This is a genomic window from Stenotrophomonas sp. LC732 (assembly GCF_052446685.1).
Classification (GTDB): Bacteria; Pseudomonadota; Gammaproteobacteria; order Xanthomonadales; family Xanthomonadaceae; genus Stenotrophomonas; species Stenotrophomonas muris.
In genome coordinates, this window is the sequence record NZ_CP199214.1 from 1919399 (window position 1) to 1939743 (window position 20345).

21 protein-coding genes are annotated in these 20345 nt (G+C 68.5%); 10 read left to right on the forward strand and 11 right to left on the reverse strand.

Translation table 11 applies throughout. From position 1 onward, the window contains the following. Positions 1–64 precede the first annotated feature (64 nt). The gene (locus ACT6SE_RS09265; RefSeq protein WP_046429973.1) at positions 65–1834 is read left to right on the forward strand and encodes a DUF7844 domain-containing protein; all 1770 of its coding nucleotides are present in this window, start codon (positions 65–67) and stop codon (positions 1832–1834) included. Here the strand turns inward: ACT6SE_RS09265 and ACT6SE_RS09270 are convergent. Both ACT6SE_RS09270 and ACT6SE_RS09275 read right to left on the reverse strand, forming a co-directional pair. Then, positions 1812–2888, reverse strand: a complete 1077-nt coding sequence (locus tag ACT6SE_RS09270; RefSeq protein ID WP_014646977.1) for an ATP-binding protein — start codon at positions 2886–2888, stop codon at positions 1812–1814. The genes ACT6SE_RS09265 and ACT6SE_RS09270 overlap by 23 nt on opposite strands. Continuing rightward, positions 2888–3604, reverse strand: a complete 717-nt coding sequence (locus ACT6SE_RS09275; RefSeq protein ID WP_014646978.1) for a response regulator — start codon at positions 3602–3604, stop codon at positions 2888–2890. The genes ACT6SE_RS09270 and ACT6SE_RS09275 overlap by 1 nt, the downstream gene beginning before the upstream one ends. A 129-nt stretch (positions 3605–3733) precedes the next feature. On the opposite strand from ACT6SE_RS09275, the gene ACT6SE_RS09280 reads away from it, so the two are divergent. The 4 genes from ACT6SE_RS09280 to ACT6SE_RS09295 all read left to right on the forward strand — a co-directional run bounded on the left by ACT6SE_RS09280 (position 3734) and on the right by ACT6SE_RS09295 (position 9217). Continuing rightward, positions 3734–4882, forward strand: coding sequence for an efflux RND transporter periplasmic adaptor subunit (locus ACT6SE_RS09280; protein ID WP_032959482.1), 1149 nt, complete (start codon positions 3734–3736; stop codon positions 4880–4882). Between the two features lie 36 nt (positions 4883–4918). Continuing rightward, positions 4919–8068, forward strand: coding sequence for a multidrug efflux RND transporter permease subunit (locus ACT6SE_RS09285; protein WP_046429969.1), 3150 nt, complete (start codon positions 4919–4921; stop codon positions 8066–8068). Beyond that, positions 8049–8441, forward strand: coding sequence for a nuclear transport factor 2 family protein (locus tag ACT6SE_RS09290; RefSeq protein WP_046429967.1), 393 nt, complete (start codon positions 8049–8051; stop codon positions 8439–8441). The genes ACT6SE_RS09285 and ACT6SE_RS09290 overlap by 20 nt, the downstream gene beginning before the upstream one ends. Before the next feature lie 83 nt (positions 8442–8524). Then, the gene (locus ACT6SE_RS09295; RefSeq protein WP_046429965.1) at positions 8525–9217 is read left to right on the forward strand and encodes a COG3650 family protein; all 693 of its coding nucleotides are present in this window, start codon (positions 8525–8527) and stop codon (positions 9215–9217) included. Positions 9218–9379: 162 nt separating this feature from the next. On the opposite strand, the gene yeiP is transcribed toward ACT6SE_RS09295, so the two are convergent. From yeiP to ACT6SE_RS09320, 5 genes are all read right to left on the reverse strand, one after another. After that, positions 9380–9946, reverse strand: a complete 567-nt coding sequence (gene yeiP / locus ACT6SE_RS09300; RefSeq protein ID WP_005409468.1) for an elongation factor P-like protein YeiP — start codon at positions 9944–9946, stop codon at positions 9380–9382. A 49-nt stretch (positions 9947–9995) separates the two neighbouring features. Further along, the gene (locus ACT6SE_RS09305; RefSeq protein ID WP_014646983.1) at positions 9996–10766 is read right to left on the reverse strand and encodes an SDR family oxidoreductase; all 771 of its coding nucleotides are present in this window, start codon (positions 10764–10766) and stop codon (positions 9996–9998) included. A gap of 101 nt (positions 10767–10867) precedes the next feature. After that, positions 10868–11764 carry a hydroxymethylglutaryl-CoA lyase gene (locus tag ACT6SE_RS09310; protein ID WP_046429964.1) on the reverse strand — a complete coding sequence of 299 codons (897 nt, stop codon included), beginning with the start codon at positions 11762–11764 and terminating at the stop codon, positions 10868–10870. Continuing rightward, the gene (locus ACT6SE_RS09315; protein ID WP_032959476.1) at positions 11761–12162 is read right to left on the reverse strand and encodes a VOC family protein; all 402 of its coding nucleotides are present in this window, start codon (positions 12160–12162) and stop codon (positions 11761–11763) included. The genes ACT6SE_RS09310 and ACT6SE_RS09315 overlap by 4 nt, the downstream gene beginning before the upstream one ends. A gap of 2 nt (positions 12163–12164) precedes the next feature. Continuing rightward, entirely contained in the window at positions 12165–12953 is a 789-nt protein-coding gene (locus ACT6SE_RS09320; protein WP_046429963.1) for an enoyl-CoA hydratase/isomerase family protein, read from the reverse strand. A 119-nt stretch (positions 12954–13072) separates the two neighbouring features. Between ACT6SE_RS09320 and ACT6SE_RS09325 the strand changes: the two genes are divergently transcribed. The 3 genes from ACT6SE_RS09325 to ACT6SE_RS09335 are packed head-to-tail and all read left to right on the forward strand — an operon-like array spanning position 13073 to position 15434. Next, positions 13073–13327, forward strand: a complete 255-nt coding sequence (locus ACT6SE_RS09325; RefSeq protein ID WP_005416370.1) for a FeoA family protein — start codon at positions 13073–13075, stop codon at positions 13325–13327. Next, positions 13324–15189 (forward strand): ferrous iron transporter B, encoded by a 1866-nt coding sequence (gene feoB / locus ACT6SE_RS09330; RefSeq protein WP_032959475.1) that lies wholly within the window; start codon positions 13324–13326, stop codon positions 15187–15189. Before ACT6SE_RS09325 ends, feoB begins: the two co-directional genes overlap by 4 nt. Beyond that, entirely contained in the window at positions 15189–15434 is a 246-nt protein-coding gene (locus tag ACT6SE_RS09335; protein ID WP_032959473.1) for a DUF6587 family protein, read from the forward strand. The genes feoB and ACT6SE_RS09335 overlap by 1 nt, the downstream gene beginning before the upstream one ends. Positions 15435–15561: 127 nt before the next feature. On the opposite strand, the gene ACT6SE_RS09340 is transcribed toward ACT6SE_RS09335, so the two are convergent. The 4 genes from ACT6SE_RS09340 to ACT6SE_RS09355 all read right to left on the reverse strand — a co-directional run bounded on the left by ACT6SE_RS09340 (position 15562) and on the right by ACT6SE_RS09355 (position 17950). After that, on the reverse strand, positions 15562–16023 hold the full coding sequence (locus ACT6SE_RS09340; RefSeq protein ID WP_046429962.1) for a DUF4304 domain-containing protein: 462 nt from the start codon (positions 16021–16023) through the stop codon (positions 15562–15564). A gap of 128 nt (positions 16024–16151) precedes the next feature. Next, positions 16152–16733: an NAD(P)H-dependent oxidoreductase gene (locus tag ACT6SE_RS09345; protein ID WP_046429961.1), complete on the reverse strand. Its 582-nt coding sequence runs from the start codon at positions 16731–16733 to the stop codon at positions 16152–16154. Between the two features lie 55 nt (positions 16734–16788). After that, a complete protein-coding gene (locus tag ACT6SE_RS09350; RefSeq protein WP_046429960.1) occupies positions 16789–17184 on the reverse strand; it encodes a MerR family transcriptional regulator in 396 nt (131 codons plus the stop codon). A 4-nt stretch (positions 17185–17188) separates the two neighbouring features. After that, complete coding sequence (locus ACT6SE_RS09355; protein ID WP_440570743.1) at positions 17189–17950, reverse strand: 3-oxoacyl-ACP reductase; 762 nt, start codon at positions 17948–17950, stop codon at positions 17189–17191. A gap of 90 nt (positions 17951–18040) precedes the next feature. Here ACT6SE_RS09355 and dapB point away from each other — a divergent pair, with 90 nt between their 5' ends. After that, positions 18041–18760 (forward strand): 4-hydroxy-tetrahydrodipicolinate reductase, encoded by a 720-nt coding sequence (gene dapB, locus ACT6SE_RS09360; RefSeq protein WP_080052982.1) that lies wholly within the window; start codon positions 18041–18043, stop codon positions 18758–18760. Positions 18761–19096: 336 nt separating this feature from the next. Next, positions 19097–20224 carry a glutamine-hydrolyzing carbamoyl-phosphate synthase small subunit gene (gene carA, locus ACT6SE_RS09365; RefSeq protein ID WP_046429958.1) on the forward strand — a complete coding sequence of 376 codons (1128 nt, stop codon included), beginning with the start codon at positions 19097–19099 and terminating at the stop codon, positions 20222–20224. Positions 20225–20345 lie beyond the last annotated feature (121 nt).

Sequence of the window (20345 nt, forward strand, 5' to 3'; positions counted from 1 at the left end):
CCGGATCGCAACAGCAGCCGAGCATGGCTCGGCTCTACGGAAGCACAGCGGGCGGTGCGGGTGGATGGCCGCATTGGCATGGCTGCTCAGCCCTTCCGCCCATGCGGCTGATCGGCTGCAGCTCGATCCCTCCGGTCTCGATCCGGCGCAGCAGCAGCTCGCCAGCCAGACCCTGGCCGACGTGCAGTCCCTGCTGCCGGAAGGCCTGCTGCGCGCTTTGCCGGCTCAGGTGCAGGTGCGCTGGAGTGATGACCTTCCCGCCGAGGTGCACGGGCGCGCTTTCGCCGGCCGCATCACATTGCGCCGCACCCTGCTGGATGACGGCATGCCCGGCAACCGCCGTGCGCGCCGCAGTGCGCTGGTGCATGAACTGACCCACGTCGCCGACCGTGGCGGTGCGAACTGGTCGCAGAGCGTGCGATGGCGTGACCTTGCGGGCTGGCAGCGCAGGCCCTGGCACCTCGGCCGGGGCGACAACGATTTCCGTGATCGCAGCCCGGATGTCTATGAACTGACGAACCCGGCCGAGTACCTGGCCGTGAATGCCGAGCATTTCGTGCTCGACGGCGAGTTCGCCTGCCGGCGGCCCGCGTTGGCGCAGTGGTACCAGGCGCATTTCGGAACACCACCGTCGCTGCCACGGCCGCGGTGCGCCACGACGCTGCCCCTGCTGCAGGCCGAATCGGAGGAGGGCGCTGCATCGCTGCTGCAGCTCGACCCGGCGCGCGTCTACGCGGTGGACTACCTGTTCGCCGAAGGCAGTGCGCAGCCGATGAGTCGCTGGGGCCACAGCATGCTGCGGCTGGTGGTCTGCAAGCCGGGCCGCGTACCTGGGCCGGACTGCCGCCTGGACCTGGAGTACCACCGCGTGCTGTCGTTCCGCGCGTTCGTGGGCGACGTGCAGATATCCAACTGGCGTGGCCTGACCGGCGGCTATCCGTCGCGGCTGTTCGTGCTGCCCCTGCAGCAGGTGGTGGACGAGTACACCAAGGTCGAGCTGCGCGGGCTGCAGTCGCTGCCGCTGCAGCTGGGCCGCAGCGAAATCGCCAGCCTGCTCGAGCGCACCGCGCAGGTGCACTGGAGCTATGACGGGCGCTATTACTTCGTCAGCAACAACTGCGCGGTGGAAACCGCCAAGCTGCTGCAGGCCGGGGTGCCGCGCCTTGGCGAGGCGGGCCTGGCCCAACTGAGCCCGCGCGGCCTGAAGCGGCGACTGGTGCGGCTGGACGTGCTCGACGAGAGGGTACTGGCGGACCGCACTGCAGCGCAGGCGCAGGGCTACTACTTCGCCTCGGCGCGCGACCATTACCAGCAGTTGTTCGCAGTGGCCGCGGCCCAGCTGGCCTTGCCCGCTCGTGATGTGCGCGGCTGGTTGAAGCTGCCTGCACAGCAACGCGCACCGTGGCTGCTGCAGGGTGACCTGCGTGCCAGCGCCGGCCTGTTGCTGCTGGAACAGGCCGCGCAGCGGCGCGCCGAGCTGCGCGCACGCGATGTGCTCAAGCGGCAGCTGCTGGCCGCACCGGACAGCGCTGAAACGCGCAGCCTGCGCGGGTTGCTGGAGCAGAGCGGGCAGTGGCTGCGCCCGGGGACGCTGCTGCAGGATGACGGCTATGGATTGCCGCTGGGCGACGAGCAGGCGCTGCTGTCCGCGGCCGTGGCCACTGCCAGTGCGCAGGCGGTCCCGGCGTGGCAGGCATTGCGTGGCCAGCTGCGCCAGCAGCTGCCGATCCGCCAGCGCGAGGAAATGGATGCGATCGACGCCAATCTGGCCGCACTCGGTGCACACCTGCGTACGCAGGCAGCCCGCCCGGCTACTGGCGCGGCAGTTCGATGACGAAGCGGCTGCCGCCGGCGCTGCCCGGGATGCAGTAGACGCGGCCACCGTGCGCGTCGGCGATGGCCTTGACCACCGCCAGGCCGAGCCCGCTGCCGCCGCCCTGTCGCGAACGCGAACCGTCGCCACGCATGAACGGGGTGAAGATATCCGCGTGCAGTTCCGGGTCGATGCCCGGACCCTCGTCTTCGATCGCCACCTGCACGTGGCCGGGCGTGTCATGCACTGCAATCCGCACCTTGCCCGGGCTGGCATAGCGCCGCGCGTTCTCCAGCAGCGCCAGCAATGCCTGGCGCAGGCGGGTCGGGTCGCAGTGCGCGTTGTGTTCCTCGCGGCTGGTTTCCAGCTCCAGCACGAAGCCGGCGGCGCGGAACTGTGGATCGACCAGGGTCATCACCGAATGCACCTCGGCCACCACGTCGGTGCGCGCGCGACGCACGTCCAGCCGCGCGTTGTCGGACAGGCTCAGCACGCGCAGGTCCTCGATCAGCCGTGACAGCCCTTCGACCTGGGCCAGCAGGCTGCGGAACTGCGACTCGTCTGGCTGGAACACACCCTCTGCCAGCCCCTGCAGGCGGCCACGCAGGATCGTCACCGGCGTGCGCAGCTCATGGGCGATGGCCGCGTGCCACATCGCGCGCTCGCTCTCCATGTGCTGCAGGCGGCGCGCCATCGCATTGAAGTCCTCGACCAGGGTCGCCACTTCGCCCGGCGAATTTTCCTCGACGCTGGCGCGTGCACCCAGGTCGCCGCCCGCGAGCGCACGCACGCTGTCCACCAGCGAATTCAGCGGCGACAGGATGCGGTGGGCGAGGCGGAACGAGGCGGCGATGGCCAGCGCCAGCCCGGTCAGGATCACGCCCACCATCCATGCCAGTTCCGGGCCGGTCGGCAGCCAGCTTTCCGGCTCCTCGGCACTGCCGGGGAAGAACTCGACCAGCACCGCGTACAGCAGCCACGATGACAGGATCATCATCACGATGACGCCGATCACCATCAGCGACATCGAAACGATGATGTGGCGGCTCAGCCCGGAGCGGCGCAGGGAGGGCATCAGCGATCGGCCATCAGCCGGTAGCCGACGCCACGCACGCTGGCTGGGACGTTGACCATGCCCACTTCATCCAGCTTGCGGCGCAGCTTGCTGACATGGCTGTCGACGGTGCGCTCCAGTGCTTCGCTTTCCGGCAGGCATTCGTGCATCAGCTCGCTGCGGCTGAAGATGCGCGTCGGCGCCAGCGCCATGCAGTGCAGCAGCTTGAACTCGGTGAGGGTGAGCAGCACTTCGTGGCTGTAGCCTTCGCCCTCCACGTGCACCGCGTGGGTGGCCGAGTCGATCAGCAGCGGGCCGACGCGCAACGCGGTGGGTGCGTCCACGCGCGCGGCGCGCAGCGTGCGCCGCAGTACGGCGCGCACGCGCGCGGCCACCTCGGCCGGGTTGAAGGGCTTGACCACGTAGTCATCAGCGCCCATCCGCAGCGCGGTCAGCTTGTCCAGGTCCTGGTCCAGTGCGGTCAGCATGATTACCGGCGTCTCGCCGCGCTGGCGCAGCTGGGTCAGCACGCTCCAGCCGTCCAGGCGCGGCAGCTGCACATCGAGCAGGACCAGGTCGGGCCGGGCGCTGCGGTGCAGGTCCAGTGCGCTGTGGCCATCGGCGGCGCGCAGCGTGCGCAGTCCTTCGCGTTCCAGGTAGGCGCAGAGAATGTCAGCGATCTCGGCCTCATCCTCGACGATCAGGACGAGGGCGGCGAGGGCAGGGGAGGCATGCATGCAGGGGCGGGGCCGTAAGGTGCTTGCCTCCATCGTATCTCCACAGTTCCTCCATCGAAACCCCATCATCGCCACGCAGACTGCGCGCTTCAGAACCTATCCGCCGCCTGCGCGGCATTGTGCACAGCAATGAGAACCTTCAGGACTCCGGTCGCGTTGATCGCGGCCCTCGCCTTGGCCATGACGGCCTGCTCCACTCCCGAAGCCACCCCCGAGGCGGCGCCGCGCGTCAGCGTGATCAGCGTCGGCCCGCAGGTGGTGCAACGTGACGACGAACTGCCAGGCCGCGTCGCGGCGGTGCGCACCGCGCAGATCCGCGCACAGGTGGGCGGCATCGTGCAGCGGCGCCTGTTCGACCAGGGGGCGGAAGTCAGTGCCGGCCAGGCCTTGTTCCAGATTGACCCGGCAGCGTTCCGGGCCGACGTCGATTCGGCGCTGGCCGCACTGCAGCGCAGTGAGGCGGCGTTGGGCCGCAGTCGCGTGCAGTCGCAGCGCCTGCACGCCCTGGCTGCCGCGCAGGCGGTCAGCCAGCAGCATCGGGACGACGCCAGCGCCGAGTACGAGCAGGCACGCGCGGCAGTGAATGAAGCGCGCGCGATCCTGTCCCGTCGCCAGCTCGACCTGCGCTATGCCACGGTCAGCGCACCGATTGCTGGTCGTATCGATCAGGCATTGGTGACCGAAGGTGCGCTGGTCGGCGTGGCCGATGCCGAGCCGATGGCCGTGGTACAGCAGATCGACCAGGTCTACGTGGATGTGCGCCAGCCGGCGGCGCAGCTGGAGTCGCTGCAGCGCAGTGCGGCCGGCGGCGACAAGCTGCCGGTGACCATCATCGGTGCCGCCGGCAAGCCGCTGCCCGAGCGTGGCCAGCTGCTGTTCTCCGGTATCAATGTCGATGCACGGACGGGTGATGTGATCCTGCGCATCCTGGTGGACAACCCGCGGCGGCAGCTGCTGCCCGGCATGTATGTGCGCGCGAGGGTGCCGCGGGGTGCCCCGGCCAGCGCGTTGACCGTGCCACAGCAGGCCGTGCTGCGCAGCGCCGGTGGCCAGGCCTATGCCTGGGTGATAGGCGCCGACGGTAGGGCGGTGATCCGCACGCTGGAGGTGGACGGCAGCGTCGATCGCCAGTGGCTGGTGCGCGCGGGCCTGAAGGCCGGCGAGAAAGTGGTGGTCGAGGGCCAGGAGCGCCTGCAGGAAGGCGTGGTGGTCGATGCGCGCGACTGGCAGAAGCCGGTCGCCAGCGCCGGTGCGGTGCAGGCCGGCAGCAAGGGCTGAGCCTTTCCCGGGACAGCCCCTCCAGGAAAATCCAACATGGCACGTTTCTTCATTGATCGCCCGGTGTTCGCCTGGGTGCTGGCGATCTTCATCATCCTGGCCGGCGCGCTGGCGATTCCGCGCCTGGCCGTGGAGCGCTATCCGGCGGTCGCGCCGCCCAGCGTCAGCATCTATGCCAGCTACCCGGGTGCGAGCCCGCAGACGTTGAACGATGCGGTGGTCGGCCTGATCGAGCGCGAGCTGTCCAGCGTCAAGCATCTGCTGTACTTCGAATCGTCGGTGGACACCTCCGGCGAAGCCTCGATCACCGCCACCTTCAAGCCCGGCACCAATCCGGAACTGGCGCAGGTGGACGTGCAGAACCGGATCAAGGCGATCGAGCCGCGCCTGCCGCGCAGCGTGCGGCAGAACGGCCTGTTCGTGGAGGCCGCCGAATCCGGCTTCCTGATGCTGGTCGGCCTGCGTTCGCCGGATGCCAGCGTCAGCGAGGCCGCGCTGGGCGATTTCATGGCGCGCAACATCATCGAAGAGCTGCGCCGCATCGATGGCGTCGGTCGCGTGCAGTTGTTCGGTGCCGAGCAGGCGATGCGCGTGTGGCTGGACCCGACCCGGTTGACCGGCTACGGCCTGACCATGGGCGATGTGGCCACTGCCATCGAGCAGCAGAACCTGGAGATCTCGCCGGGGCGCATCGGTGATTCGCCGGGTGTTCCGGGCCAGCGCATCACCGTGCCGCTCAGCGCCGACGGCCAGTTGTCCACGCCGGAACAGTTCGCGGCGATCGTACTGCGCGCCGGGGCCGACGGTTCACGGGTGGTGCTGGGTGATGTCGCCCGCGTCGAACTGGGCGCGCAGAGCTATGCCTGGGGCACCCGCGAGGACGGCCATCCGGCCACCGCCGCCGGGGTGCAGCTGCGGCCGGGCGCGAATGCGGTGCGCACGGCGTCGGCGGTCCGTGAGCGCATGGCCGAGCTGGCGCCGCTGTTGCCGCGCGGCGTGGAGGCGAGCATCCCGTTCGACACCGCGCCGTTCGTCAAGATCTCGATCCAGAAGGTGGTGCAGACGCTGCTGGAGGCGATGCTGCTGGTGTTCGCGGTGATGTACCTGTTCCTGCAGAACTGGCGCTACACGCTGATTCCGGCGCTGGTTGCACCGATCGCGCTGCTCGGTACCTTCGCGGTGATGCTGGCACTGGGCTTCTCGATCAACGTGCTGACCATGTTCGGCATGGTGCTGGCGATCGGCATCATCGTCGACGACGCGATCGTGGTGGTCGAGGGCGTGGAGCGGATCATGGCCGAGGAGGGCCTGCCGCCGCGCGAGGCGACCATCAAGGCGATGCGCGAGCTGACCGGCGCGGTGATCGGCATCACCCTGGTGCTGACCGCGGTGTTCATTCCGATGGCCTTGGCCAGCGGCTCGGTGGGCGCGATCTACCGCCAGTTCACCGTGGCGATGGCGGTGTCGATCCTGTTCTCGGCGCTGCTGGCACTGAGCCTGACACCGGCGCTGTGCGCGACCCTGCTGCGCCCGAACACCCACGGCCATCATGGTCGTGGCGGGCTGTTCGGCGCCTTCAATCGTGGCTTCGAGGCGTTGACCGGGCGCTACCAGCGTGGCGTGGCCTCCGTGCTGCAGCGAAGCGGCCGGGTGATGGGCGTGTTCGCCGCGCTGGTGGCGGCGCTGCTGCTGGGCCTGCACTGGCTGCCGGGCGCGTTCCTGCCGGAAGAGGACCAGGGCTATTTCATGACCTCGATCCAGCTGCCGGCCGAAGCCACCGCCGAACGCACGCTGGCGGTGGTGGAAGCCTACGAACGGCACGTGGCCTCCCGCCCGGGCATCGGCTCCAACCAGTCGATCCTCGGTTACAGCTTCTCCGGTTCCGGCCCGAGCGCGGCGCTGACCTACACCATGCTGAAGGACTGGGGCGAGCGTGCTGGCGCCACCGCGGCCGGCGAGGTGGAGGCCGCGCAGCAGGCGATGGCCACGGTTGCCGAGGGCGAGGTGATGAGCGTGATGCCGCCGGCGATCGACAGCCTGGGCCGTTCCTCCGGGTTCTCGCTGGCCCTGCAGGCGCGTACCGGGCAGAGCCAGGCCGAGCTGCGCGCGGCCCTGCAGCAGCTGCTGAAGCTGGCCGACGCCAGTCCGCTGCTGTCGGAGGTGCATGCCGATGGCCTGCCGGCAGGTACCAGCGTGCGGCTGGACATTGATCGCGCCAAGGCCGAGGCGATGGGCGTGGGCTTCGAGCACATCAGCAGCACGCTGTCAGCGGCGATGGGCTCGCAGTACGTCAATGATTTCCCCAACAAGGGCCGGTTGCAGCAGGTGATCCTGCAGGCCGACGCGCCGCATCGCATGGAACTGGAGGACGTGCTGAAACTGTACGTGCGCAACAGCGAGGGCGGCATGGTGGCGTTGTCGGAACTGGTGACCCCGAACTGGACCGAGGCGCCGCTGCAGCTGCAGCGCTACCTCGGCTTCCCGGCGTTGAATCTGTCCGGCGCACCGGCCTCCGGCGTGTCGACCGGCCAGGCCATGGCGGAGATGGAGCGGTTGGCCGGGAAGCTGCCGTCCGGTTTTGCCCTGCAGTGGACCAGCCAGTCGCTGCAGGAGCGTGAGTCGGGGGCGCAGGCGCCGTGGCTGCTGCTGTTGTCGATGCTGGTGGTGTTCCTGGTACTGGCGGCGCTGTACGAGAGCTGGTCGATTCCGCTGGCGGTGATGCTGGTGGTGCCGTTGGGCCTGCTCGGCGCGGTCGCCGCCGTATTGTTGCGCGGCATGCCCAACGACGTGTTCTTCAAGGTCGGCATGATCACTGTGATCGGGCTGTCGGCGAAGAACGCGATCCTCATTGTCGAGTTCGCGCGGCAGCTGCAGCAGCAGGGGCGTGGCCTGGTCGAGGCGGTACTGGAGGCGGCCCGTCTGCGCCTGCGCCCGATCGTGATGACCTCGCTGGCGTTCGCGCTGGGCGTGGTGCCGCTGACGCTGGCGCAGGGTGCGTCGAAGGAAACCCAGCAGGCGATCGGAACCGGTGTGTTCGGCGGCATGGTCAGTGCGACCGTGCTGGCGGTGTTCTTCGTGCCGGTCTTCTATGTAGTGGTGCAGGGCGCGCGGCAGTGGATCGCGCAGCGCCTGCGCAGGCGCCGGCCGATGCCGGGAGGAACCGTGGATGGAACGGAACATCGTTGAAGATCTGCATGAGCAGCAGTTGATGGCGCTAGAGCAGCGCCTGTGCGCTGCGCTGCTGGAAAATGACCACGATGCGTTGAACGCGCTGGTATCGCCGGCCTTGTTCATGATGGAAGGCCACGGCGGCCGCATGCTCGATCTGCCATGGCTGGGCGATTGGCTGGCCGGCAGCCTGCAGGTGCGAAGCCTGCAGCTGCACGCGGTGGAGACGCTGCTGTGTGGCCGCCTGGCGTTGCTGTCCAGCGACGTGCGGTTGTCCGTGTCGCGGCAGGGCCGGGAGCGTGAAGTGAAGCTGCGCCTGCTGCGGGTCTGGACCTGCAGTTCCGCCGGCAGCGGTGCGCAGCTGTTGTCGATGGCGGTACTGGCCGCGTGAGTACGGTCAGGCCGCTTTCAGGCCGCGCTCACCGGCAGGTGGTAGGGTCGAAGGTCTCTGTAGTGTCGACAAGGAGTCGAGCCATGCGTGTAGTTCCCAGTCTGTTGGCAGCCTCGCTCGGGTTGGTGCTGGCCGCGTGCCAGCCGGCCCAGGCACCCGCTGCGGGCGGCAATGACGCCCCGCCTGCCACGCCGCAGCCGAGCGCCAACACGGAAGGTGGCAGCGAGACCGCCTACCAGTGTGGTGATCTGAGTGTGGGCGCGACATTCAATGGCGAGGATGCTGCCACGCTGGTGATCGGCGAGCGTAGCTTCGCCATGACCTCCGAGCGCGCGGCATCCGGCGCCAAGTACAGCGATGGCCTTGGCAACAGCTTCTGGACCAGGGGCAGCAATGATGGCCTGCTGAGCCTGAAGGGCGAACCGGATCGCGAGTGCCATGCGGTGGAAGCTACCGAAGGCGATGGCAGCGCCGGCAATGCCGCGTTCCGTGCCACCGGCAATGAACCTGGATGGCTTGCAGTCGTCGATGGCGATATGCCGGGCCTGCAGGTGGAAGTTGACTATGGCGAGCGCCGCTTCGACGTGGCCAAACCCACCCAGGGCGCTGATGGATGGAGCGGCAAGGCGTCCGACGGCACCGACGTCAAGCTCAGCTTCCAGCGCACCACCTGCCAGGATGACATGAGCGGCGAGACATTCGAGGCCAAGGCGATGCTGACTGTCGGTACCCGCCAGTACCATGGCTGCGGCAACTTCGGTGCGAAACAGCCGTAAGTTACCTGTAGAGCCGAGCCCACGCGCGGCTGCAGTAGCTGTCCAGCCCACAGCAGCCGAGCGTGGGCTCGGCTCTACACAACCGCTGCCACCGATGATCCGTCCGCTGCCTGCGGCGAGCACGCCGCAAGCAGGGACAGGCAGCCGATCAGCGCAAGGCGCTTAGTCGGCGCGGCCGGCGAATTCGCCGGTGGCGGTGTTCACCAGCACGCGTTCGCCGTTGACGATGTATTCCGGCACCATGATCTCGATGCCGGTGTTGAGTTTGGCCGGCTTCGGGCGCTTGGTGGCAGTGCCGCCCTTCAGTTCCGGCGGGGTCTCGATCACTTCCAGCACCACCGAGGCCGGCAGCTGGATCGCCACCGGCTGCTCGTCGATCACCTGCACGTAGATGCCGGTCAGGCCGTCGGTGATGTAGCCGGCGTCGTCGCCGATCACGTCCGCGTCCAGGGTGTAGGGCGTGTAGTCCTCGTCATCGAGGAACACGAAGGCATCGCCATCCTTGTACGAATAGGTGGACTGGCGGCGCAGCAGTTCGACCTCGACCAGGTTGTCGTCGGCATCGAAGCTGGCGTCGAGCTTGTTGCCGCCCGGCACGCTGTACATGATGAAGCGGAAGCGGACGTTGCCGCCGCGACCCTGCGGCGAGCTGCGCTCGATGTCGCGGATCTGGTACACGCCGTTGTTGTACTCGACGACGTTGCCCTTCTTGATGTCGTTGGCTTTCATGGTGATCTAGGTCGTTGGGGGAGGGCGCCGTCCCGGCGCCCGGGGGGAATCACTTCGGAGCGAGGCGGGTAGCGCCGTCCAGGCGGATGGTCTCGCCGTTGAGGTAGGTGTTGCCGAGGATGAAGCCGACCAGGCTGGCGAAGTCTTCCGGCTTGCCCAGGCGCGACGGGAACGGGATCGAGGCGGCCAGCGACTGCTGCACGGCTTCGGGCATGCCATCGACCATCGGCGTCCAGAACACGCCAGGAGCAATCGTATTGACGCGGATGCCGAAGCGCGACAGTTCGCGCGCCATCGGCAGCGTCATCGACACCACGCCGCCCTTGCTGGCGGCATACGCGGCCTGGCCGATCTGTCCTTCATAGGCAGCGATGCTGGCGGTGTTGATGATCACGCCGCGCTCGCCGTCTTCGCCGGCGTCGTTGTGCTGCATGCGGTTGGCCGCGGCCTTGGCGACGTTGAAGCTGCCGACCAGGTTGACCATCACCGTGCCCTGGAAGCCGGCCAGCGGCATCGGGCCTTCCTTGCCGAGCACGCGACCGGCGCCGAGGATGCCGGCGCAGTTCATCGCCACGTTCAGGCCGCCGAGGAAATCGTGGGCCTGGTCGATGGCTGCAGCCACGGCCGCCTCATCGCTGACATTGACATTGAAATAGCGGGCCTTGTCGGCACCCAGCCCGGCAACGGCAGCTGCACCCTTGTCGTCGTTGAGGTCGAACAGAGCCACCTTGCCGCCCTGGGCGACGAGGTGCTGGGCCACGGCCAGGCCGAGGCCGGAGACGCCGCCAGTGATCACGGCACGTACGGAAGACAGCTGCATTGCACGGTCCTGCAGGTTCGAGAACCGCCGATTCTAACGGAAGCGGCGACCGCCGCCGTTGTGCACTGCGCCGCCCCGGCAGGAGCGGCGCAGCGGGGTGCTCAGCCGGTCGCTGCCAGCGCCTGCCCGGTGCGGCTGGCGGTGGCGCGGCCGAGCAGGCCAGCCAGCCAGCGGCCGGTCTCTGCCAGTGCCGGCAGGTCCACGCCGCTGTCCAGGCCCAGGCCCTGCAGCAGGTAGACCACGTCCTCGCTGGCGACGTTGCCGCTGGCCCCCTTCGCGTACGGGCAGCCACCGGCCCCCGAGACTGCGCTGTCGACCACGCGCACGCCTGCTTCCAGGCAGGTGGCGATGTTGGCGATGGCCTGGCCGTAGGTGTCGTGGAAGTGCACGGCCAAGGCGTCCATCGGGATCTCGGCAGCGACCGCCTGCAGCATCGCCCGTGCCTTGCGTGGGGTGCCGACGCCGATGGTGTCGCCCAGCGAGATTTCGTAACAGCCCATCTGGTGCAGCGCGCGCGCCACCCGCACCACGTCGGCCAGCGGCACCTCGCCCTGGTAGGGGCAGCCGAGCACGGTGGAGACGTAGCCGCGCACGCGCACGCCATCGGCGGCGGCGCGGCGCAGTATCGGCTCGAACCGGGCCAGCGATTCGTCGATGCCGGCATTGGTGTTGGTGCGGTTGAAGGCCTCGGACGCAGCGGTGAACACCGCCACTTCCTCCACGCCCACCGCGCGGGCGCGGTCGTAGCCCTGTTCGTTCGGCACCAGCACCGGGTAGTGGATGCCCGGCCGGCGCTGGATGCCGGCGTAGACCTCGGCGGCATCGGCCAGCTGCGGAATCCACTTCGGGCTGACGAAACTGGTCGCCTCGATGCTGCGCAGGCCGGTGGCCGACAGGCGGTTGATCAGTTCGATCTTGTCGGCGGTGGACACCGACTGCTTTTCGTTCTGCAGGCCGTCACGCGGGCCGACCTCGACGATGCGGACGTAGTCGCTCATGCAGCCACCTCGCCGACGGGGCGATGGCAGACCGCTTCGATGTTGTTGCCGTCCGGGTCGAGCACGAAGGCGGCGTAGTAATCCGGGTGGTACCACGGGCGCAGGCCCGGCGCGCCGTTGTCGCGGCCACCGGCGGCGAGGGCGGCGGCGTGGAAGGCGTCCACCTGCGCGCGGCTGGCGCAGGCGAAGGCCACGTGCACGCCGTGGCTGGCGGTGCCGCCATTGCCGAGCCAGAAGAACGGCTTGCCGTCGCTGCCGAAGCCGATGTGGTCGTGGTCGCCGGTCTGTTCGGCGCTCACTTCCATCACCACGCCGATCTGCAGCGGCGCCAGCGCCTGCAGGAAGAAGGTCTTGCTGCGCGCCAGGTCGGCGCTGGTCAAACCAAGATGATCGAGCATGTTCAGGCTTCCGTGACCCAATGGGGGGCGCGCTTGTCGAGGAAGGCACCCAGGCCTTCCTGGCCCTCGGCGGACACCCGCAGGCGCGCGATCAGGGCGGCATTATCCCGATCCAGCGCATCGCGGTCATCGCTGTCGCGGACCTGCCGGACCAGCTGCTTGGCGGTGGACGAGGCGATCGGGCCGGCCTTGTCGAGCAGGGCCAGCTGGCGCTCCAGCGCTTCGTCCAGGCGCTCGGGCTCGACCAGCTGGTGGACCAGGCCGATGCGCAGTGCGGTATCGGCGTCGAAGTGCTCGCCGGTGGCGAACCAGCGCCGCGCCTGGCGCGGGCCGATGGCCTCGATCACGTAAGGCGAGATCACCGCCGGCAGCAAGCCAAGGCGGCTTTCGGTCAGGCCGAAGCGGGCCGAGGTGCTGGCGATGGCAATGTCGCAGCAGGCAACCAGGCCGACGCCGCCACCGAAGGCCGCGCCGTGGACCCGGGCCAGGGTCGGCTTGGGCAGCTCGTCCAGGGTGCGCATCAGCCGTGCCAGTGCCAGCGAGTCCTCGCGGTTGTCGGCCTCGCTGGCCGCCGCCATGCCGCGCATCCACTGCATGTCGGCACCGGCCGAGAAGGAGGCGCCGTGGCCGGCGACCACCACGGCCCGGACCGAATCATCGCGGCCGGCGGCTTCCAGCGCGGCGGTCAGCCGGGCGATCAGGCTGGCGTCAAAGGCGTTGTGCAGCTCCGGCCGGTTCAGCCAGAAGGTGAGGACGGCGCCACGGCGCTCGATCTGCAAAGCATCGTTCATGGGATTCCAGGGTCACTCCATACCTGTATGGATCATAGCGGGCCATTGGTCATGGGCCATGACGCGACGCGGGAATGTTAGAATCGAGAACCATTTACATCCAGCAGAGAACACGCTAGATGACGCTGTCCGAACTGCCGCTGCACACCTCGGCCGTGGTCGAGTCCGTGCAGGACCTGCATGCCAACGATGCCATTGCCCGGCGCCTGCGCGAGCTGGGTTTCGTGAACGGCGAGGAAGTGCGCCTGGTGGCCAAGGGCCCGGTGGGCGGCGAGCCGCTGCTGGTGCAGGTCGGGTTCACCCGGTTCGCGCTGCGGATCAGTGAAGCCAAGCGGGTCGTGGTCGACGCCGCCAGCCAGGAACGACGTGCATGACCGCAATCGCCGCCACTGCCCCCCTGCGCATCGCGCTGGTCGGTAACCCCAACAGCGGCAAGACCGCGCTGTTCAACCAGCTGACCGGCAGCCGGCAGAAGGTCGCCAACTACACCGGCGTCACCGTCGAGCGCAAGGAGGGCCGCCTGCGCGCGCCGTCCGGCCGTGAATTCGCCGTGCTTGACCTGCCGGGCGCCTACAGCCTGCATCCGGCCAGCCTGGACGAGGCGATCACCCGTGACCTGTGCCGGGGCTTCTACCCGGGCGAGGCCGCGCCGGACGTGCTGCTGTGCGTGATCGACGCCACCAACCTGCGCCTGCACCTGCGCTTCGCGCTGGAACTGCGCGAGCTGGGCAAGCCGATGGTGGTGGCCCTGAACATGGTCGACGCGGCCCAGCGCCGCGGCATCCAGGTGGATGTGGCCGCGCTGGAACGCGAGCTGGGCGTGCCGGTGGTGGAGACCGTGGCGGTGCGCAAGCAGGGCGCCAAGGCCCTGGTCGAGCGCCTGGACGCCATGGTGCCGCACCTGGATGCGCCGGTGCCGGGCCCGGAAGGTGGCATCGATTACCACGCCAAGGTGCGCGGGATCCTGTCGGTCGCCGTGCGCATGCCGGCACGGACCGCGAAGATCGACGACGCGCTGGACCGCTGGCTGCTGCACCCGGTGTTCGGCCTGGTCAGCCTGGCGGTGGTGATGTTCCTGATCTTCCAGGCGGTGTACGCCTGGGCGACGCCGCTGATGGACGGCATCGAGGCTGGCTTCGCCTGGCTCGGCACCTTTGTTGGCAGCGTGCTGCCGGAAGGCCCGCTGGCCAGCCTGCTGACCGACGGCATCATCGCAGGCGTCGGCGGCGTGGTGGTGTTCCTGCCGCAGATCCTGATCCTGTTCTTCTTCATCCTGGTGCTGGAGGAGTCCGGCTACCTGCCGCGTGCGGCGTTCCTGCTCGACCGCATGATGGCGGCCGCCGGCCTGTCCGGCCGCTCGTTCATCCCGCTGCTGTCCAGCTTCGCCTGCGCGGTGCCGGGCATCATGTCCACGCGCAGCATCCAGGACCCGCGTGACCGCCTGGCCACGATCCTGGTGGCGCCGCTGATGACCTGCTCGGCGCGCCTGCCGGTGTACGCGCTGCTGATCGGTGCGTTCATTCCGCAGAAGACGGTGTGGGGCGTGTTCAACCAGCAGGGCCTGGTGCTGTTCGGCTTGTATGCGGCGGGCATTCTCAGCGCGCTGGCGATGTCGTGGATCATGAAGAAGTGGCGTCGCGACAAGAGCGAGCACCCGCTGATGCTGGAGCTGCCGTCGTACCGCCTGCCGCATGTGCGCGACCTGGCGGTGGGGCTGTACGAGCGCGGCATGATCTTCCTCAAGCGCGTCGGCGGCATCATCCTGGCGCTGACCATCCTGCTGTGGGTGCTGCTGTCGTTCCCGGCGGCACCGGCCGACGCCACGATGCCAGCCATCGACTACAGCTACGCCGGCCAGATCGGCCATGCGATGGCGGTGTTCTTCGCGCCGCTGGGCTTCAACTGGCAGATCTGCATCGCGCTGATCCCGGGCCTGGCCGCGCGCGAGGTGGCGGTGTCGTCGCTGGCCACCGTGTATGCGCTGTCGGCCGCCGATGACGATGCCGCCAGCCAGGCGCTGACCCCGCTGATCAGCGATGGCTGGTCGCTGGCGACCGCGCTGTCGCTGCTGGTCTGGTACATCTACGCCCCGATGTGCATCTCGACGCTGGCCACCATCAAGCGCGAGACCAATTCGTGGAAGCAGATGGGCTTTGCCGCGTTCTACCTGTTCGCAGCGGCTTATGTGGCCGCACTGATCACCTACCAGGTGACCAGGGCGCTGGGAGGCGGCTGATGGATACCGGCCTGCTGATCCAGTACCTGATCATCGCGGTGGCTGTGCTGGTCAGTGCCTGGGTGGTGCTGAAGAAGCAGTTCCCGGGCACCGTGCGCACGCTGCGCGGTGCGTTGGCGTTGGCCCTGTTGAAGCCGGGCCGCGCCGCCTGGCTGCAGGCGCTGGGGCGGAAGATCGCGCCGCCGGCAACGGGCGGTGGTGGTGCCTGTGGCGGTTGCGACAGCTGCGGGCCGACCAAGAAGTAGCGTCGAGCCATGCTCGACGGCGGCCGGCCGGTGGGTGCGAACCTTCAGCCGGTGGTGCGGGCCTTCGCCCTGTGGGTGCGAACCTTCGCCCTGTGGGTGCGAACCTTGGTTCGCACGCTCTCGGGGTTCAGACTTCTCTGCGGATGATTGCCCGGAAGCTCCCGTCCCGGTTCAATCGCCGCACCGATTCCCTGTTCCCATGGGCTGCCGCGAAACCCGCCACGTCGGCCAGGGCATCGAGCAGCAGGGCCTTCAACGCGTCGCGGTTACCGGCCTCCAGCAGGTCATCAAGATCCTGCTGGATGAAGGTCCGGCGCAGGCCCGGCGTTTCTTCGATGCGCCAGTCGACATGGGGCGTGGGGATGCTGGAGCGGTACCGGAAAGCCGTTTCAAGATCGTCAGGCGCGAGGGGATACGCGAGCAGCTCCGGAAAGTAGAGTCCAGCATTCACATAGAAGCCCCGGCTTTCGCTGGCGCGCTGGTGATTCACGACAAGCAGCGCGGCGTCCAGCAAGCGGTAGCGGGTCGTCGACGTCCCGGCAAAGCCGGTCTTCCTGGCGCACTTGCTGAAGACAGTCGAGGATTTCATGGGCTTTGCCTGGGCCGTAACAAGGGCCCACAGCCTTGAGGCGCAGTGCCTGACGGTCAATTGGCAAACGCGACACCCGCAACGAGCGCCCCAGGTGGGTGCGAACCTTGGTTCGCACGCTCCTCTAGCTAGTTGGCCCGTGAGCCCAGCTCCGCTGCCAACGCCAGCCACCGGTTGCGTTGCTCCGGCGAGCTGCTGCGTACCGCACCGAGTCGGCTGACCCGCACCGGGCGGATGCCGCAGAATTCCAGAATAGTGGCGCGGATCTGGGTGATGCCCGGGTCGCGGTAGATCCAGCGGTAATACCAGGGCGGCGTATCCAGCGTGGTGATCACCCGTGCGCTGCGACCGGCCAGCAGCCGGTCCCACCAGACTGAATCGCGCTGGTAGCGGAAGGCGTACCCCGGCAGCAGCACGCGATCGAAGAAGCCCTTCAGCAGCGCCGGCATCGCGCCCCACCAGGTGGGATAGACCAGCACCAGATGGTCGCAGGCCTCGATCGCATCCGCAGTGTCCTGCAGGTCGGCTTCCAGCGGCTGGATCTGGCGGTAGCCATGGCGCAGCACCGGATCGAACTCGAGTTCGCCCAGTGCGATCAGGCGCACCCGATGGCCAGCATTCTCGGCGGCGGTGGCGTAGCGCTGGGCGAGGGCACCGCACAGGCTGTCGCGGTCGGGATGGCCGAGCAGGATCAGGATGGAACGGGACACGGCAACCTCGGGCAATGGAAAGTGCGCGAGGTTGGGCTATGCCCTTGGGGCAGAGTCAACGACCAGCGGCGCAGCCGCTGGGTTCCAGGATGCAGTCACCGCTGCCGGAGTGCAGCCACTGCCGCAGTTCGTCGCTGACCTGCTGCAGGTCGAGCTCGACCTGCGCCAGCCGTGCCCGCTCGCTGGCGATGCGGCTGCGTTGTTGCTCGAGCAGGGCCAGCACCGCGGGCCAGTCGAGCCGTCCGTCGCGGCCCTGCAGGCGGGAGATCGCGGCCAGGGTGATGCCCAGCGCCAACGCCTGGCGGATCAGCTGCACCCAGGCCACATCCTGTTCGCTGTAGTCGCGATAGCGGTTCAGCCGCGGCACCGGCGGCAGTAGTCCGCGCGCCTCGTACAGGCGGATGGCCTTGGCGCTGGCGCCGGTCAGGCGGCTGACCTCGGAAATGCGCATTGGCTCAGTCCCGCACCAGCCCGCCATCGACCACCAGGTTCTGCCCGGTCACCGCGCGCGACCAGGGGCTGGCGAAGAACAGCGCGGCATCGGCGAATTCTGCTGGCGTGGTAACGCTGCGCAGTGGCGTGTTGGCGGCGATGTAGTCGAACACTGCCTCCGGCGTGGCAGCGCTGGCATCGGTGGTGCGCAGCAGGCCGCCGGACAGCATGTTCACGGTGATGCCATGTGGGCCGAGGTCGCCGGCCAGCGTGCGCGTGAGGGACAGTAGCGCGGCCTTGGCGGCGGTGTAGTCGTGGTAGGGCACGACCGGGTTCTGGAACAGGTTGGTGCAGATGTTGATGATGCGGCCGTAGCGGCGGGCCTGCATGCCGGGCAGGGCGGCCTGCACGGTGTTCAGCGCGCCGCGCACGCTGCCCTCGAACTGCGCCTGGAACGCCGACCAGCCGATATCGGCGGCGCCGTCGCGGGCATCACCATTGAACGAGAACGCGGCGAGCGCGTTGTTGACCACGGTGGTGACGCCCTGGCCGAAGTGGGCCAGGGCGTGCTGCAGCATTGCATCGACCTGGCTGCGGTCGGTGACGTCGGCCGGCAGCGCGATCGCCTGTCCGCCCAGCTCGGCGGCCAGCGCCCGTGCGGGGCCTTCGCTGCGGTGGTAGTTGACGATGACGCGCGCACCCTGCGCCGCGAATGCGCGGGCGATGTGCTGGCCAAGGCCGCGGCCGGCGCCGGTGATCAGCATCAGCTGTTCGCTGATCTGCATGAAGGGGCTGCCATCCATTGCATGAAAGGGCATGCAGCGTAGCAGTGATGGCGCTTGCCGGAGCAGGCGTGCTGCCGCTAGCCTGCAGGCATGAACCAGACTCCCCTGCGATTGCTCATTCACGGCGCCTCCGGGCGCATGGGCCAGGCCCTGCTGCGGCTGGCCGCCGAACATCCCGAAACCCTGCAGATCGTGGCCGCAGTGACCGGCCGTGCGCCGGCACAGCGCGTGGTCGACGGCGTGCCGTTCTTCGGCGCCAGTGAGCTGCCCGGCGCGCCGGTGTTCGATGTGGCGATCGACTTCAGCCTGCCGGAGGGCTTCGACCCGATGCTGGCGCTGTGCGTGGAGCGGGGTGCCGGGCTGGTGTCGGGCACCACCGGTATCTCCAGCACGCAGCGCCAGGCGCTGGAGGCCGCGGCGGCGAAGATCCCGCTGGTATGGGCCTCGAACTTCAGCCTGGGCGTGGCGGTACTGGACGAGCTGGTGGAGCGCGCGGCGCAGGCGCTGGCCGGCTGGGACTGCGACATCGTCGAATCGCACCACACCCAGAAGAAGGATGCGCCATCGGGCACCGCGCTGACCCTGGGCGCGGCCGCGCAACGGGGCGGGGCGGAGCCGCACTACGCCAGCCTGCGTGCCGGTGACATCGTGGGCGAGCACCTGGTGCAGTTCACCGGTCTGGGCGAGCGCATCGAGCTGGTGCATCGGGCCACCAACCGCGACATCTTCGCCCGCGGCGCCCTGTTCGCCGCCCGCCAGCTGCAGGGGCGGGCGCCGGGCAGCTACCGGGTAAGGGATCTGCTGCAGTAGGGCGGGCTGATTCCTGGGGTCGGATCCCTTTCCTGCGGAAAGGGCTCTGACCCCATCCGAGGGCGCCTGGGGTCAGAGCCTTTCCCATTCGGGAAATGGATCCGACCCCGCCTCCGGCCCGCATACGCCATCGGATTGAAATGAATGCGCAATCGCCTGTTCATGAAGCGCGATAACCGCTGGCGCGAGCGCCCCGGCAGCGCTACAATTCGCACTCGCCGAATCACGAAAGCCGGACCGGTCCCAGACCGTACGTCCGCGCTTTTTTGCAACCGGATTTCCGTGAAGCGCAGGCGTGACTTCGGCAGCCCCCTCGGTAGCCAAAGTGAGATTCCCGTGACCCAAGCCGCAATCCTCGTCCTCGAAGACGGCACCGTATTCGAGGGCGAATCCGTAGGCGCGCCCGGCCTGTCCGTCGGTGAGGTGGTGTTCAACACCGCCATGACCGGCTACCAGGAAGTGCTGACCGACCCGTCCTACGCCCGGCAGATGGTCACGCTGACCTATCCGCATATCGGTAACACCGGCATGACCGACCAGGACAACGAAGCGTCCAAGGTGTGGTCGGCCGGCCTGATCGTGCGCGACGTTCCGCGCCGCCCCAGCAACTGGCGCAGCCAGGTGTCGCTGCAGGACTGGCTGATCCAGCGTGGCGTGGTCGCCATCGCCGGCATCGACACCCGCAAGCTGACCCGCATCCTGCGCGAGAAGGGCGCGCAGAACGGTGCGCTGATGGCCGGCGACATCGACGTGGAAAAGGCACTGGAAGCCGCCCGCAAGTTCCCGGGGCTGAAGGGCATGGATCTGGCCAAGGTCGTCACTACCGAGAAGGCCTACACCTGGACCGAGGGCCAGCTGGACCTGGATGCCAACGCTTTCGTCAGCGTGCCGGCCCGGTTCAAGGTCGTGGCCTACGACTTCGGCGTGAAGACCAACATCCTGCGCATGCTGGCCGAGCGTGGCTGCGAAGTGACCGTGGTACCGGCGCAGACCCCGGCCGCCGAAGTGCTGGCCCTGAAGCCGGACGGCGTGTTCCTGTCCAACGGCCCGGGTGACCCGGAGCCGTGTGACTACGCCATCGAAGCGATCAAGACCTTCATCGATGTGAAGATCCCGACCTTCGGCATCTGCCTGGGCCACCAGCTGCTGGGCCTGGCCTCGGGCGCGCAGACCATGAAGATGGGCCATGGCCACCACGGTGCCAATCACCCGGTGCAGGACCTGGACAGCGGCCGGGTGATGATCACCTCGCAGAACCACGGCTTCGCGATCGATGAAGCGACCCTGCCGCCGACCCTGCGCGTGACCCACCGTTCGCTGTTCGACGGCACCAACCAGGGTGTCGCCCGCACCGACGTGCCGGCGTTCTCGTTCCAGGGCCACCCGGAAGCGTCGCCGGGCCCGACCGATGTCGGTCCGCTGTTCGACCGCTTCGTGGTGCTGATGGAGCAGGCCAAGGCGTGATCAGTACGCCGCCGGCCCCCCGGTGGCGTCGCGATGGACCGTAAACCCCGCATCGCTGCTGCCCCCGGCGCGGCGCTGCGGATCAAGATTCCTGATCGACAGCGTGCGATCACTCCCCCTT

Bases quoted from the DNA above. Each gene is read 5' to 3' on its own strand.
- ACT6SE_RS09320 (WP_046429963.1), bottom strand. From the start codon at position 12,953: ATGAACGATGCTTTGCAGATCGAGCGCCGTGGCGCCGTCCTCACCTTC.
- ACT6SE_RS09275 (WP_014646978.1), bottom strand. From the start codon at position 3,604: ATGCATGCCTCCCCTGCCCTCGCCGCCCTCGTCCTGATCGTCGAGGAT.
- yeiP (WP_005409468.1), bottom strand. From the start codon at position 9,946: ATGAAAGCCAACGACATCAAGAAGGGCAACGTCGTCGAGTACAACAAC.
- ACT6SE_RS09270 (WP_014646977.1), bottom strand. From the start codon at position 2,888: ATGCCCTCCCTGCGCCGCTCCGGGCTGAGCCGCCACATCATCGTTTCG.
- ACT6SE_RS09290 (WP_046429967.1), top strand. From the start codon at position 8,049: ATGGAACGGAACATCGTTGAAGATCTGCATGAGCAGCAGTTGATGGCG.
- ACT6SE_RS09315 (WP_032959476.1), bottom strand. From the start codon at position 12,162: ATGCTCGATCATCTTGGTTTGACCAGCGCCGACCTGGCGCGCAGCAAG.
- ACT6SE_RS09305 (WP_014646983.1), bottom strand. From the start codon at position 10,766: ATGCAGCTGTCTTCCGTACGTGCCGTGATCACTGGCGGCGTCTCCGGC.
- ACT6SE_RS09295 (WP_046429965.1), top strand. From the start codon at position 8,525: ATGCGTGTAGTTCCCAGTCTGTTGGCAGCCTCGCTCGGGTTGGTGCTG.
- feoB (WP_032959475.1), top strand. From the start codon at position 13,324: ATGACCGCAATCGCCGCCACTGCCCCCCTGCGCATCGCGCTGGTCGGT.
- ACT6SE_RS09285 (WP_046429969.1), top strand. From the start codon at position 4,919: ATGGCACGTTTCTTCATTGATCGCCCGGTGTTCGCCTGGGTGCTGGCG.
- ACT6SE_RS09265 (WP_046429973.1), top strand. From the start codon at position 65: ATGGCCGCATTGGCATGGCTGCTCAGCCCTTCCGCCCATGCGGCTGAT.
- ACT6SE_RS09350 (WP_046429960.1), bottom strand. From the start codon at position 17,184: ATGCGCATTTCCGAGGTCAGCCGCCTGACCGGCGCCAGCGCCAAGGCC.
- ACT6SE_RS09280 (WP_032959482.1), top strand. From the start codon at position 3,734: ATGAGAACCTTCAGGACTCCGGTCGCGTTGATCGCGGCCCTCGCCTTG.
- ACT6SE_RS09310 (WP_046429964.1), bottom strand. From the start codon at position 11,764: ATGAGCGACTACGTCCGCATCGTCGAGGTCGGCCCGCGTGACGGCCTG.
- ACT6SE_RS09335 (WP_032959473.1), top strand. From the start codon at position 15,189: ATGGATACCGGCCTGCTGATCCAGTACCTGATCATCGCGGTGGCTGTG.
- ACT6SE_RS09325 (WP_005416370.1), top strand. From the start codon at position 13,073: ATGACGCTGTCCGAACTGCCGCTGCACACCTCGGCCGTGGTCGAGTCC.
- ACT6SE_RS09340 (WP_046429962.1), bottom strand. From the start codon at position 16,023: ATGAAATCCTCGACTGTCTTCAGCAAGTGCGCCAGGAAGACCGGCTTT.
- dapB (WP_080052982.1), top strand. From the start codon at position 18,041: ATGAACCAGACTCCCCTGCGATTGCTCATTCACGGCGCCTCCGGGCGC.
- ACT6SE_RS09355 (WP_440570743.1), bottom strand. From the start codon at position 17,950: ATGCAGATCAGCGAACAGCTGATGCTGATCACCGGCGCCGGCCGCGGC.